Below are 14,056 nucleotides of genomic sequence, written 5' to 3'. Positions count from 1 at the left end.
GCGTTTTTCCGCTTTGGGATTTGGCTTTGCCTTCTACATTCGGCTTTTTACCACTTCTATATCTAATCTGCTGAGATTTGCTTGGGTTGATGACAGGAGACACTAAGTCATTTACCCTTTTAGTTTGGTTTGATTTTGTTTGGTGTCCTACTATTTAACTTATCACTTAGTTTATGAGTCGTAACTTTTAGTTTACTAAAGTTGACCTTTTGTTAAATTTTGCAATCTAGAGCCAGAAGTTTGATCCCTAATTCTCTTTTTAAGAAAGTTGAAGGCATCTTCGAGAGAGCAACATGGCTAACTCAACTGCATTGTCACCAATTCCACATAATCTGACTGTTATCCAGATGGTCGGTGACACTACGTCCAATGGCGCCAATTTCTGCCAATTGGGCGGTAGATAGTTGGATTTGGGCGGCTAATGCTTTGTCTAGTGCTTGTTCCCATCAAGATGGGTGTGATTTTGACTTCAGTTGTACCTAGCGATCGCTTTTCCATAACTGCTTCCTAATTCATTCCCTTGGACAGTTTTATACTTTATCGGTTTTAGCTTTAAATTAAATCAGAGTTACAGTAGATGCTGATGGAATTGACTACAACTTTTCATGCTCTCAAAGAATGGGCAGCTGCCATAAATGCTTTGGAAAGTGGCAAAACAATTATGTTGCTCCGCAAAGGCGGTATCCATGAACGAAATGGACATTTCCAAGTTGCCCACAAGCAAATTTTGCTTTACCCTACTTGTGAACATCAACAAGCTTTCATGTTGAAAGCTGAATATGCTAATGGTGTTTATCCAGTAACATCAGGTTGGCATCCTGAAACAGTTCGCATCGGCAGTTGGGCTGAAATTACCGATATTTTGCCAGTGAGTGACGAATTTATTGTGAATGGGTTGCTTCCCTTCCATATTTGGAACGAGCATTTTATTAGCGATCGCCTCAAATGGAAACCACGCCAGCCGCTTTATATTCTCCTCCTGCGGACATATAAACTACCCCAAGAGCAAGAAATTCCCTATTACCCCAAATACGCTGGCTGTAAGTCATGGATTGATTTAAATCAACCAATTGAGTTGCAAGCAGCAAAACCAGTTTTATCTAATTTTGCATATAGCCAACTAGTAGAGACAATTCGCGGCATTGTCGGCGATAAGTTGTATGCTCAATCCTTCTAATAACCCAAGTTGCTGCCCATATCCCCGACTTTTTGAAGAAGTCGGGGATCTAAATTTAGCTGAAGTAAGCGCCATTCTAGCCTACAGCTAATTTTATTTTTACTTTATCAGGACTTACGCAAACAATAACTCAAAAGAATGATTTTTAGGTAGGGGCAATTCATGTAGCTTTAGCTGACCGCAGGGTATTGCCCCTACCGCGTATAGTTTTGCGTAAGTCCTAGTTATAAATGATCTCTAAGTTCTACTCAATAATTTTGTCATATTGATTGGTGTCATCTTCCTGCAATTCTTTCATCTCCACAACACATCCGCCAAAGTTTTTTTATCTAGCCATTGATAACGTTCTTTGGTGTAATCCCCTTTACCAGGACTGAAATATTGAATAAACCGAATAGTATCGGCAACTCCCAGAGAATTGATTAAGGCATTGTAGCCCTGTTTGATAATTTCATTTTGGGTTTTCATCATTGGAACTTTACAAGTAATTTCCAAAATCTACGCTTATGTATGTAAGCAGAAAAACAAATAGTCTGATTGCAAACTTCAGCCAAAATAGTAGTTATTGTTACACACAAACAGAAAAAGCGCGGATAATATGAGAAAAATCTCCCCTAGAAGGAAGGTGAGGCAAAGCTGTTTATCTTTGTGTCCTACTAGCAGCTTTCTCAGGGTATGAGTTGTTAAGTAATTATCCCGTAGTGGATAGAACTTAATTACATTTTGTCTCAACTATTAGGCAAAAAAGTATTCCCAAGGGTGAGATGGGACTTGACAAAAGTCTGCTATTATGCATTTTTAACTAAAAGCAAAGGAGTTTGCAATGCATCGACAAATGTGCTGGTTATCTAAATCTGGTGGCGACGGAGAGAAAATTTTGTATTTGCAGACAGAACCCAATCAACCTTGGCGTCCCTACACAGCTTTTGGACAATTTACAGTCCCAGATTATAAAATAGCAGGTGGTTCTAAAGGTTGGGCAACTTATCAAAAACTACTCAAAGCAGGCTGGACACTAGTACCTAGCACACGTGCAAACGAGTTTGGCAGCAGCAGCTACGCAGAGTCAACAATCCAAAATCAATAGTCATTAGTCATTGGTCATTGGTCATTAGGAGTTATTATTTTTCTCGTTGTCCCCCTTGTCCCCCTTGTCCCCCTTGTCCCCCAAGTCTTCCTCACCACCCTCTGGGGAAACCTTCACCGCGAGGATCTGCTGCCCCTTCTAGAGTTCCATCAGATGTCACAGCGATCGCATTACCATTACCCCAAGGAGGAGTTTCCTTAATTTTATGCCCCCGACGGCGTAATTCTTGCATGGTCAGAGCATCCAAACCCCAAGATTCTACGCGCAACTCATCTGGAAGCCACTGATGATGTATGCGTGGAACAGAAACAGCCGCGCCAACATCCATGTTGTATTCCAGCACATTCAGGATCACTTGCAAAACCTGGGTGATGATGGTGCTACCACCAGGCGCACCTGCTGCCATGCGGAAATGACCATTTTCTGTGACAATTGTGGGAGTCATGCTGGATAGAGGAGTTTTACGGGGTACAATGCTGTTGGCATCATTACCAACCAAACCAAAGGCATTAGGCACTCCTGGCGCGGAAGCAAAATCATCCATCTCATTGTTGAGGACAATTCCAGTTCCCGGTGTCACCACACCAGCACCAAAAATGAGATTAATCGTGAAAGTCAGACTCACGGCGTTGTGTTCTTGATCAACAACAGTAAGATGACTGGTTTCAGGAGATTCATGCCGAGTCGCGTGGAGTTTGAGAGATTGATTAGATAACGGGATGATATTTTCTCTCAAACTCTGATTATTAGGTTGACTAAAACGTTGTAATGTCTCTTTATCTATTGGCTTTACCTCAGTCGAAGGTCTAGCCACTTGCATATTAATTTCTTGACGGCGTTTTTTGGCGTAAGCTGGACTGAGAAGTTCTTGTACAGGGACTTTGATAAAATCTGGATCGCCTAAATATTGGGAGCGATCGGCGTAAGCAATCTTCATTGCTTCTACCATTAAATGTATAGCGTCGGGATGATGCCATCCTAAAGATTTTAAATCAGTATCACCGATAATATTTAAAATCTGCAATAGGTGAACGCCTCCCGATGATGGTGGTGGCATTGAACAAATTTTAGCTTTGCGAAAGTTTCCACAAACGGGAGTGCGCCAGATTGGTTTGTAGGCTTTGAGGTCTTCTAGAGTAATTAAACCACCATTTTTTACCATATCAGAAGCGATCGCATGAGCAATACTTCCGGTGTAAAAACTTTGGGGATTTTCGGCAATTGCTGTTAAAGTGCGTGCCAAATCACGCTGCACTAGCTTGTCCCCTGGTTGATAAAATTCGCCATTGCGAGTGAAAATTTCTCGCCCGGCTGGATTGTTGAGAATTGCTTGCTTGGAGGATTGGTTTGTTTGCAGAGAACGCCAAGTTGGTGCATCCCCAATAATAAAGCCATCTTGAGCGAGTGCGATCGCAGGTTTTATCACTTCTTGCCAAGAAAGTTTACCATAGCGGCGATGCACTTCATATAGTCCCGCCACCGTTCCTGGTGTCCCTACTGCCAAATAACCATTAATACTTGCATTCGGTACCACCTTTCCTTTTGCGTCCAGATACATATTTCTTGTAGCTTTCAGGGGTGCGCGTTCGCGGAAATCTAGCGCTTTAATTTCGCCAGTTTTCTCAGAGTGCATCAGCAAAAATCCCCCGCCACCGATTCCCGCCGAAAAAGGCTCAAGTACAGAGATTGCAAAAGTTGTGGCTACGGCTGCATCTACTGCATTACCACCTTTGCGTAACATTGCAATTCCCGCTTCACTTGCTAGGGGATGGGCTGAAACCACCATTCCCTTTTTGCTGTGTAGAGGTAAAGTCAGGGCGGCTGATGCGACTTGGCTGTAAATTAAGACGGTGAAAGAAAAAATTGCGTAGATAACTCGCTTCGGTTTAGCAACGGTAAACATTTTTATCCCATTTCTCCTAAAATTTTATACTTGTTTAGCATCTTGATGTGAGATTCTTGATATGATCTGATTTGAAAATTTTACAGCACTTATAAATGCTATGTTACGAAAAATCAGTAAAACATTTTTCAAAGCTTTAACTATTGGATTATGCATCTCTAGCGGCAGCGTTCTCTCTCAAACATTACCCCTGCCCTCTAACTTAGTAGGTTTTAATACCCCTGAAGGTGAAAAATTATTAGTTGAGAGTAAGTCAAATGAAGACTTTTTTCCGCTGAGTATGCAATTCACCACTCAAAATAATCAGGCATATTGTGGTGTTGCTAGTATAGTTATGGTACTGAATAGTCTAAAAATTCCAGCACCAGAAGTACCGCAGTACAAGCCATATCGAATATTTACTCAAGAAAACTTTTTTAGTAATGATAATACAAAAAAAGTGCTAACTCCTGAAGTTGTATCTCGTCAAGGTATGACTTTAGACCAGTTAGGGCAATTCCTAGCCAGCTATGGCGTTAAAGTTAATGTTTACCACGCTGCCGACACTAGTTTAGAGGAGTTCCGCAAACAAGCGGCAGAAAATTTAAAACAACCGCAAAACTTCGTTTTAGTAAACTATTTACGCAAAGAAATAGGTCAAGACAAAGGTGGACATATTTCTCCTTTAGCAGCATATAATGAGCAAACAGATAGGTTTTTAATTCTGGATGTTTCTCGTTACAAATATCCACCAGTTTGGGTAAAAACAGCAGATTTATGGAAAGCAATGCTCACAAATGATTCCGTATCAAATAAAAGCCGTGGCTTTGTATTTGTCAGCAAAAGCCTTTGATATAAGAATCTGTTGATTGAATTCATGAATCCTGCGATCGCCCATCCTCCATGTAAACAATGCGATCGGGAATATTTAAAATGGCAGCTAATATGGATACCGTAATTACACCAAAAAGAATAGAGTTGCCACCTGGCGCGGTGTTGAAGCTTTTGGGAGGGTGGAAAGACTATCAAGTATTGAGTCAGCAACTAGGCGATCGCTCCTCGCCTCGGATTAAATATCGAAGAGGGGAAATTTTACTGATGGCACCACTAGCAGAGCATGGAAGAGATGCAAGCTTGCTGGCAGATATTGCTAAGGTTTTGCTGGATCATTTAGAGCAAAAATATGACTCATTTACGCCGATCACCATGAGCTTGCCAGAAATTAGTGGTATTGAACCAGACTATTGCTTTTACATTGAAAATTGGAGAGCAGTAGTAGGCAAAAAAAGAATTGATTGGGAGTCAGATCCACCACCAGATTTAGCAATTGAAATAGATGTGACAAGCTACACCGACATTAATGATTTCTTGCCTTATCGAGTGCCAGAAGTCTGGATATTAAAAAGTCATCAGTTATTAATTTATCGATTGCAAGCAGAAAGTTATGTCCTTACAGAAAGCAGCTATTTTACTAACGTCAGAGAAATTGTGCAGCAATGTCTCCAAATGGCTAATGAGCAAACAACAAGTGAAATCATTAGGTGGTTAAAGAACTTTTTACATGGACAACAGTAGGGTGCGTTACGGTAACGCTTAATTACGAATTATTTTAATCCCTTAGATTTCCGAAACTCCTGGACAACATCTTTAATATCACGTAATTCTCCCTCAACTAAATAGTTTAACTGTCGCATTTCATCTGCCGAAATCTTGCCGGCAAGTTGTGCGATCGCTTTTCTTAATTCGGGATATTTTTTTAATATTTCTTGTCGGACAATTGGCACAGTTTCATAAGGTGGAAAATAGTGTTTATCATCTTTTAGTACAACTAAACCCAAGCGAGAAATCTGTCCGTCAGTAGAATTACCCGCTACCATATCCACCTGTTTTTGAATCAAAGCACGATATATTAAACCCAAGTCCATGATTTGGGGTGATTTGGCAAAACGTAAACCATAAGTTTTAGCTAATCCGGGAAAACCATCTTCTCGTTCTAAAAATTCGTAGCCGAAACCACCGCGCCATTGTGGTGTATATTGAGTAGCTTCGGAGAGAGTTTGTATATTGTAGCGTCTGGCATCTTCACCTCGGACAATCATCGCAAAAGTATTTTCAAAACCTAAGCTTGGCATGACTTCCAGATTGAATTGTTTGGAGTATGCTTGTTTTAACTTTTCATAAACTTCTTGGGGATTGTTAACTGCTTTTTGTTTTAAAATTCCAGTAAAAGCTGTACCTGTATACTCAATATAAGCATCAATTTTTCCAGCAGTAATTGCACTATGACAAACGAAAGAACCACCCAGATGGAGACGACGATCTACTTTTAAATTAGTTGTGGCCTCGATTTGCTGTGCTAACAGTTCACCTAAAATATCTTGTTCAGTAAAATCTTTGGAAGCAACGATAATATTAGCAGTGCTGCTACTATTTAAATTCGGCGTGCAGCTAGTGATTACCAATAACAAGTTAAAGGTTAAAAAGCAAAGTGTTAAAAATATTTTCATTAATTTTGAATTTTGAATTTATTCTCCAACCAGCCAATTGCAAAGTCAGCCAGTAATGCAATTCCCGCCGCCGGAACTGCACCAGCTAAAATTAACTGATCATTCACAACTGATATCCCACGAAAAATAAACACTCCCAAACCACCAGCACCAATTGCGGCGGCAATAGTTGCAATACCAATGGCAATTACTGTTGCGACTCGCACTCCCGCCAAAATTACTCCCATTGCCAAGGGAATCTCAACTTGTAATAACAATTGTCTATCTGTCATTCCCATCCCTCTCCCAGCTTCCCGAATCGCTGGGTCTACGCCTGTAATACCTGTGTAAGTGTTACGAATTATCGGCAGCAAAGAATATACAATCAGAGCAACAATTGCTGGTACTGCACCAATTCCGCCAATTATGGGAACAGGAATGAGTAAGCCAAACAGTGCCAAACTAGGAATAGTTTGGAGAATATTCGCTATGCCGAGAATTGGTTGGCGAAGATAAGTTTTACGTGTAATCAAAATACCTAATGGAATGCCTATCAGTATGGCAATTCCAATTGCAATTCCTACCAAAAACAGGTGTTCTAGAGTATGCTGAAGAATTTCTGGGGCATACTTAACGAGAAAGAAATTTTTCATAAAGTGTTTTACAAGGAACGCAGACATTGGAGAAAGGCAAGGCTTTCTGGGTGTTGCGATCGCATAAATTCATCTGTTGTCCCCAATACTACCAATTCTCCGTCATACATTAAACCAATTCTCGATGCCAAAATAAAAGCTTCTTGAATATCGTGGGTGACAAAAACAGCTGTCTTGCCTAATTCCTGCTGCAAATGCCGAAACTCTTGTTGCAGTTCCAGCCGCGTAATCGGATCGAGTGCGCCAAAGGGTTCATCCATCAACAACACTGGCGGATCTGCCGCTAAAGCCCTGGCTACGCCGACTCTTTGCCTTTGTCCTCCCGAAAGTTCGTGCGGGTAACGCTGGGCAAATTTTGCTGGTTCTAAACCCACCAATTGCAACAATTCATAAACCCGTATTTTAATTTGTTTTGGTTGCCAACCTTCCAAAGCCGGCACTAAACCCACATTGCGTTCTACAGTGAAATGAGGAAATAAACCAATTTCTTGAATGACATAACCAATTTTTCGCCGCAGTTTAATTTGATCCCACTGAGTTGTCGGAATCCCCTCAAATAAAACTTCGCCTTGTGTGGGTGTGAATAGGCGATTAATTAACTTCATTGTTGTAGTTTTGCCGCTTCCACTACGTCCAAGTAATACGAGTGCTTCTCCTTGGCGGATGGCAAAATTCAGATTTGACACCAAAGGGCGATGATTGCGGCTAAAGGTGACATCGCGGAATTCGACGGCAGTTTGGTTATTTTGCAGCATAGGTGACTTTTAATATAGGCATATATTACATTATTTGCTGATTTTGTTATTATGCTAACGCCTGCTTTGCTCTATTCAGATTTTGTAGATTGCCCACGTACTTAAAGCAGTTTTCATGTATTTTAACCACATCTGTCGTAGGGGCACAGCATTGCTGTGCCCCTACCGCGTGGTCTATTTACCTGAAAATAGCTGTAAAGTTAAATATTAAACTAGTTGCAAAAAATTGTAGGTTGGGTGGAGGCTTTGCATAACCCAACATCCTGATAATCAGTTGGGTTGCGCTCCGCTCCAACGCCACTTGCTACAACGCGGGGAACCCGTGCAACGCAGTGGCTCCCCAACCTACGTTTAATCCACTATTTTAGCCTAGAGGGTCTACTACGTGCATTTCAAAAATCAAATACTAGTCCTATATGTTAGCACTGTGCCAGTATATGTAGGGTGCGTTAGGCTCATGCCATAACGCACCGCAATAGATCATAAAAACGGTGCGTTAGCTTTTGGCTTAACACACTCTACTATGCAGTTTTAGCATTTTCATCTAATGCTTGTTCAGCAACATTTTTCAAGCGGCTCGACCTGATTTTGCGGATGCGATCGCTACTGCGAACACCACCCGCCATTTCATATTCACGGCTGTCTTTGCCGTATTTGATCGCAACCACCATCAGCATCTTCTCAGAAAGCTGACTCAAGTTTTTTTCCATTTGTTCAATTTCAGCTTTAGAAGAGTCAACCACAGACAGAGCCGTATTATAAACATCAATTTTGTTACGTAACTGATCAGTTGACTCAATCAGTTTTTCCAGACTATAATCTTCATCATATTTGATGTTTGGAACAATCGATTTGAGTCCAGCTGATCTTAACTGCGCTTTTTCTAAAACGCGGGATGTACGTTTTTTACGAGACATAAATTTACTCCTTTAAGATGCATCTACAGCTAGCTTGCCTCAATTAAAGTGCATTCCGGTTCAGTAGAACGCGCAATTGTTTATAATAAACTTTTTAAGTGATAGCAGTAAATTTTCGGAATTTAATTACTAAATGTTAGTCTTTATAAAGATAATTGTCTAAGATTGATAAAAACTTTAAGTGAGACTGTTCCTGTAAGTTGAGAAAGCGTTCCCCTAAGTTGTGATACTGTTCCCCTAAGTTCTGATACCGCTCCCATAAGTTGTGAAAAAACGCTTTCCATAAGTTAAGAAACCATTCCCATAAGTTGTGATACACCTCCCGTAAGGTGTGATACCGCTCCCATAAGTTGTGATACGGCTCCCGTAAGCTGTGATACGGCTCCCGTAAGTTGTGATACCGCTCCCGTTTGTTGGGGAGTGCGTAAACGCAAAACGATTTCTTGGTAGATATCGCTGCGTAGGTAAAGCCCAACTTAGGCATCGCAGTTTATAGAAGAGCGATCGCACTAATCGTCAGTTAGGCAAATCCAATTGCTGCGATCGCACATCGACAGTCTAGACAATTTCTCTGATGATTTTATGACTAATTGCGATCGGACACTCATCGACACCAGAGAGAGTTTGTAAATGCGATACCTCGTGTTCCTGTGCTGTTGTTAGAGAACTCGGTTGAGTCGCTGCAAAAGTATAGGATCGCACTTTGCTTAAAACTATAAATACTGCATCCCTGCATTCCCTTATACCAATTGACCAAAATCAGGCTACAGATGCAAGTCTGTAAACTCAAATTAAATCTAACTCTCTTAAATTACGAATTACGAATTACTTCCACCATCGCGCCACATCCACAATAGCACGGGCAATTTCTGCCGTTGCTGCTTCACCACTTAATGCAAAGATAACCAAAATTAATGCCTCTATATCACCTAGCAAGTTAGGGCGAGTCCGAAGAGATAGCTCATGAAGTGTATCTTGCCAAAGGGGAAAAAGTTCAACATTTCGTAACAACACTGTCCAAGTTGTACCATCTGCAATTTCTGCTGCTGCAAGTTCCAATGCTAGGGGGAGATAACCAACGCCTTTAGCTAAATTTTCTGCTGACTCATATTCTTTACCTGTAATCTCCCGTCCTAACTTGTTTGTCAGCAATTCCATTGCTTGGGATGCTGTCATTATATCCAGACTGTAGGTGCTGGCTCGTAATGCGTCAGCGATCGCTCCTTCACGAGTAGTTACTAAAACTTGACAATGCACACCACCAACATTAAACGCTTGTGCATGTTTTGTATCCCACGCATCATCCACCACCAGCAACACAGCTTTGTCATAAAGCAGAGTCCGAAGATGGCAAGAAGTTGCTTCTACACTCGTAGGTTTAAAGCTATAGTCTCCTAGTGCTTGCACCCAGCCACTAATTAAAGAAAGCACATTGGGGTCTTGACCTAAAGTTGCCCAAAGAATGCCATCACAAAAACGAGATTGTACCGAGGCATCATGGGCTAAAGCCATCGCTAAAGTTGATTTGCCCACAGAACCCAAGCCGTGAATCGCAGTAATTACCAAAGTGCGATTACTTGATGACTCTGTGAGGAGGCGAGTTTTTAAATCGTTGCTGTATTCTGGGCGTTCTACAAAGTGTTGGGGTAAGGGTGGTGCTTGCAACAGTGCAAGTTTAATTTGGGCTGTAACTGTAACACCTTCATCTTTGGTAAGATTATCTGCTAATTCTTTTGATTTCTTTGGTCTATTCTTTTCCCATGCCTCATCAAACCGTTTCAGGTTCTTTTCTCTATCCTTTGACCATAGCTTTAAAGTAAAACGCCAGTCTTCAGAACCTTGAGTTTGAATACGGTTATCTTCCAGAATCTTCAAAAAATCCTTCAGCAAATTCAGCGCTTCTCGAATTTGCGCTTTAGTTAACTTACCAAGATATTTGTCTTTTTGGGTCATCAACTCCAATGTGACTAACGTAGTCTGCACAGTCAGCTTGGGGTTAGCGCTGTCTTCTTCTTTCCAGTCGTACTCAATTTTAAAATTACTGTCCTCAAATTCTTCATCAGCAAAACAAAGCAACGCCTCTAGCAGACGCTTGACTCGCTTTTTAGGTTCAAGTCCATAAGTTTGTCGCGGCATTGCATTTAAAAAATTGAGTAAGAAGTTTAGGGCTACCCCAAATCGGAACTACCACCCCAAACTTATGTAATCCAGATTCTAAGGCATTTTCAGCAAGATTAGGGTATTTGCTTAGAGAGACAACCCCAAAGAGAAGCTGTATCTATCAACTCTTTGGGGTACAAACAAATGCAAGGCAAGCGTCAAAATATTCTTGGTAAAACTATTGCTTTATTACTGGCAATGCAATTATTTTTAATTGGTTTACAAGCTAAAAGCCGGATTGACCAAGGTAACTCAACCCTTGAGACGTTAACGTGGATGATTCAACAATATATTCCAGTACTGGTTAAAATTCGTAGCTTGCAGGATAAAAGGAGAAAAACGATTCTCCAAAGCTCAAAAGTAAAAGATAAAGTGGTAGGGTGTATTAGGTAGAACGCCGTAACCACCGCAATAGATATTCAAATGGTGCGTTGTCGCAAAGCGCAACGCACCCTACTTATTAAGACTCCATCTCTGCCAATTCTAACCAGCGTTCAGTCGCCATATCGATCGCTTGCTTGAGCTTTTCCACATGATTATAGAGTTTTTGGACTTGGCTATAATTCCCCGATGAAACATTCGCTAGTGTTTTCTCGGTTTCTGCTTTCTCAGCTTCTAACTGGGCAATTTTACCTTCCAACTGCTGAAATTCTTTTTTTTCCCAGTTGGATAACCGCCGCCGCTTTGTATTCTCTACATTTTTGGGCGAAGACGTAACATTTTGGACTTCGATATTTTTGGGCTTCTCCTTAGCATTAGCAGCTTGTTGCTGTGCTTCTTCAGCCTTCTTAAAGTCGAGATAAACTGAGTAATTACCTGGATATTGCCGGAGATTACCGCCTTCTTCAAAGGAAAATACTGTATCGATGGTGCGATCAAGAAAGTAGCGATCGTGAGAAACTACAATTACACACCCGGCAAAATCTTCTAAATAATCCTCTAATATTGCCAATGTCTGTACATCTAAATCATTTGTCGGTTCATCTAAAATCAACACATTTGGCGCACCCATCAGAACCCGCAACAGAAATAAACGTCTTTTTTCTCCACCAGAAAGTTTACTAATTGGCGCATACTGCTGATTACCAGGAAACAGAAACCGCTCCAACATTTGAGAAGCAGTAATTTGAGTACCATCAGTAATTTTGACAAATTCCCCTTCTTCTTTGATGTAGTCAATCACGCGCTGATTTTCGTTCATTTTTGTGAGCAATTCTTCAGAATGCTGGTCAAAATAACCGATATGAATTGTAGTACCAATTTCTGCAATGCCTGAATCTGGCTTAACCCGCCCAGTAATCATATCCATTAAAGTGGATTTACCAGCACCATTAGCACCGATGATGCCAATGCGGTCTTCTCGGCCAAATTCGTAGGTAAAATTATTAATCAGGGTACGTCCATCGTAGGCTTTAGAAATTTGATTTAATTCAATAACTTTTTTGCCAATGCGCCGACCAACTGTAGAAATATCAACTTTACCCTGAACTTGTTTAAATTCAGTATCCCGCAAAGCATGAGCGCGGTCAATTCTAGCTTTTTGCTTAGTACTTCTGGCTTTCGGGCCTTTTTTGAGCCATTCCAACTCGCGCCGCAATAAACCTTGATGTTTACGTTGACTACTTACAGCAGATTCTTCAGCTAACGCTTTCTTTTCCAGGTAATATGAATAGTTGCCTGTATAAGTGTAAATGTCGCCTCGGTCAATTTCAATGATCCGATTGGTAACGCGATCCAAAAAGTAGCGATCGTGGGTAATCAGAAAAAGCGCCCCGCGATAGCGATTCAAATAACTTTGTAACCATTCTACAGAAAGAGCATCAAGATGGTTTGTCGGCTCATCCATGAGCAAAACATCTGGTTCTGATAGCAACGCTGATGCTAAAGCAATGCGTTTGCGATAACCTCCCGATAAAGTACTTATTTTGGCATCAAAGTCAGAAATTCCTAATTTTGTGAGAATGATTTTGGCATTAGTTTCTAGTTCCCAAGCACCACTTGTATCCATCCGTTGCATCACCACAGAAAGGCGAGACATCAGTTGGCTATCATCTGGATAATGAACCAATTTATCTGACAGTTCTTCATACTCACGTACTAAAGCCATGTGTTCGCCACTGTCAGCAAAAACTTGCTCTAGAACTGTGTGATTTTCATCTAAATCTGGCTGCTGCGGTAAGTAGATAATTTTAGAACCAGAGTTGATTAAAATTTGACCACTATCTATCGATTCTAGACCAGCGATCATTTTTAATATGGTTGATTTACCAGAACCATTAGTACCAATTAAACCAACTTTATCGCTAGCATCGACGCTAAAACTAGCATCTTTTAAAATTTCCTTGATGCCAAAGTCTTTTTTTACCGATTGTAGCGTAATAATACTCATAAGATTTACGTCATTAGTTATTTTTCATTAGTGAGTAGGCAAGGCACATACCCTACCTACATTTGCCGAATTCTATACAAATAAATCCAAGGGTAAATGTCCATACATCTCGTTGATTCCCCCTTCGTCATTAGACTGACAAGATACTAATACACCACGATGATGTCCAGCATAAGAATCGAGATAACACAAGCCATTTTTACCATTTAATTTGATATAAACTGGCCCTTCCGGTGTAAGTAAATTGTTTGGTGGTTCATAACCCAAAGCCAGAGAATAGGTCTTCATCGCCAGTATTCCTTCTTCTGCTGTATCAGCACAAATTCCTAAAATTTGGTAATCAGCAAGGTTGGTGAGCAAAATTAAGGCACTACGAATTATAGATTTTTCTGATGGCTTCAGGACAGGCGCAATGTCTAGACAGTTGAATTTATTCAGTAATTTTTTCGCTTCTTCGGCGGTGAGATTCTGATGATTGGGGGTTGACATAAACTTCGTTTATTATCTTGTTAGTTTTTCTGTTGTGTTTGAGTTAGGATTAGCCTAACTT

General features: G+C 40.8%; 14 protein-coding genes and 1 pseudogene. 5 read left to right on the top strand and 10 right to left on the bottom strand.

The features are described from left to right. Nucleotides 1-577 precede the first annotated feature (577 nt). Nucleotides 578-1,177 (top strand): DUF1802 family protein, encoded by a 600-nt coding sequence (locus tag HWQ38_RS39435; RefSeq protein ID WP_292805751.1) that lies wholly within the window; start codon nt 578-580, stop codon nt 1,175-1,177. Nucleotides 1,178-1,421: 244 nt separating this feature from the next. Here the strand turns inward: HWQ38_RS39435 and HWQ38_RS39430 are convergent. Continuing rightward, nucleotides 1,422-1,645 (bottom strand): annotated as a pseudogene (locus tag HWQ38_RS39430) (hypothetical protein). 355 nt (nt 1,646-2,000) lie between these two features. Here HWQ38_RS39430 and HWQ38_RS39425 point away from each other — a divergent pair. Continuing rightward, complete coding sequence (locus HWQ38_RS39425; protein WP_292805745.1) at nt 2,001-2,264, top strand: hypothetical protein; 264 nt, start codon at nt 2,001-2,003, stop codon at nt 2,262-2,264. Nucleotides 2,265-2,355: 91 nt separating this feature from the next. Here the strand turns inward: HWQ38_RS39425 and ggt are convergent, their stop codons facing one another. Continuing rightward, complete coding sequence (gene ggt, locus HWQ38_RS39420) at nt 2,356-4,167, bottom strand: gamma-glutamyltransferase (protein ID WP_292805742.1); 1,812 nt, start codon at nt 4,165-4,167, stop codon at nt 2,356-2,358. Between the two features lie 100 nt (nt 4,168-4,267). Between ggt and HWQ38_RS39415 the strand changes: the two genes are divergently transcribed. Then, entirely contained in the window at nt 4,268-4,999 is a 732-nt protein-coding gene (locus HWQ38_RS39415) for a phytochelatin synthase family protein (RefSeq protein WP_292805739.1), read from the top strand. A 92-nt stretch (nt 5,000-5,091) separates the two neighbouring features. Further along, complete coding sequence (locus tag HWQ38_RS39410) at nt 5,092-5,721, top strand: Uma2 family endonuclease (RefSeq protein WP_292805807.1); 630 nt, start codon at nt 5,092-5,094, stop codon at nt 5,719-5,721. Between the two features lie 29 nt (nt 5,722-5,750). Here HWQ38_RS39410 and HWQ38_RS39405 read toward each other — a convergent pair whose 3' ends face one another. The 6 genes from HWQ38_RS39405 to HWQ38_RS39380 form a co-directional block, all read right to left on the bottom strand. Beyond that, complete coding sequence (locus HWQ38_RS39405; protein WP_292805736.1) at nt 5,751-6,653, bottom strand: glycine betaine ABC transporter substrate-binding protein; 903 nt, start codon at nt 6,651-6,653, stop codon at nt 5,751-5,753. After that, nucleotides 6,653-7,285: an ABC transporter permease gene (locus tag HWQ38_RS39400; protein WP_292805733.1), complete on the bottom strand. Its 633-nt coding sequence runs from the start codon at nt 7,283-7,285 to the stop codon at nt 6,653-6,655. The genes HWQ38_RS39405 and HWQ38_RS39400 overlap by 1 nt, the downstream gene beginning before the upstream one ends. Before the next feature lie 8 nt (nt 7,286-7,293). Continuing rightward, nucleotides 7,294-8,040 (bottom strand): ATP-binding cassette domain-containing protein, encoded by a 747-nt coding sequence (locus HWQ38_RS39395; protein WP_292805730.1) that lies wholly within the window; start codon nt 8,038-8,040, stop codon nt 7,294-7,296. 521 nt (nt 8,041-8,561) lie between these two features. After that, a complete protein-coding gene (locus HWQ38_RS39390) occupies nt 8,562-8,957 on the bottom strand; it encodes a hypothetical protein (protein WP_292805727.1) in 396 nt (131 codons plus the stop codon). A gap of 558 nt (nt 8,958-9,515) precedes the next feature. Further along, the gene (locus HWQ38_RS39385; protein WP_292805724.1) at nt 9,516-9,659 is read right to left on the bottom strand and encodes a hypothetical protein; all 144 of its coding nucleotides are present in this window, start codon (nt 9,657-9,659) and stop codon (nt 9,516-9,518) included. A gap of 123 nt (nt 9,660-9,782) precedes the next feature. Continuing rightward, nucleotides 9,783-11,093, bottom strand: coding sequence for an NB-ARC domain-containing protein (locus tag HWQ38_RS39380; RefSeq protein ID WP_292805721.1), 1,311 nt, complete (start codon nt 11,091-11,093; stop codon nt 9,783-9,785). A gap of 168 nt (nt 11,094-11,261) precedes the next feature. Here HWQ38_RS39380 and HWQ38_RS39375 point away from each other — a divergent pair, with 168 nt between their 5' ends. Beyond that, the gene (locus tag HWQ38_RS39375) at nt 11,262-11,510 is read left to right on the top strand and encodes a hypothetical protein (RefSeq protein WP_292805718.1); all 249 of its coding nucleotides are present in this window, start codon (nt 11,262-11,264) and stop codon (nt 11,508-11,510) included. Nucleotides 11,511-11,577: 67 nt separating this feature from the next. On the opposite strand, the gene HWQ38_RS39370 is transcribed toward HWQ38_RS39375, so the two are convergent. After that, the gene (locus HWQ38_RS39370; RefSeq protein WP_292805715.1) at nt 11,578-13,506 is read right to left on the bottom strand and encodes an ABC-F family ATP-binding cassette domain-containing protein; all 1,929 of its coding nucleotides are present in this window, start codon (nt 13,504-13,506) and stop codon (nt 11,578-11,580) included. 72 nt (nt 13,507-13,578) lie between these two features. Continuing rightward, a complete protein-coding gene (locus HWQ38_RS39365; RefSeq protein ID WP_292805713.1) occupies nt 13,579-13,995 on the bottom strand; it encodes a DUF1824 family protein in 417 nt (138 codons plus the stop codon). Between the last annotated feature and the right edge of the window lie 61 nt (nt 13,996-14,056).

The sequence above is a fragment of the Nostoc sp. NMS7 genome (assembly GCF_017115085.1).
GTDB lineage: Bacteria > Cyanobacteriota > Cyanobacteriia > Cyanobacteriales > Nostocaceae > Nostoc.
The sequence above is the reverse complement of the archived record's forward strand: the minus strand, read 5'-3'. Positions and strand labels throughout refer to the sequence as shown.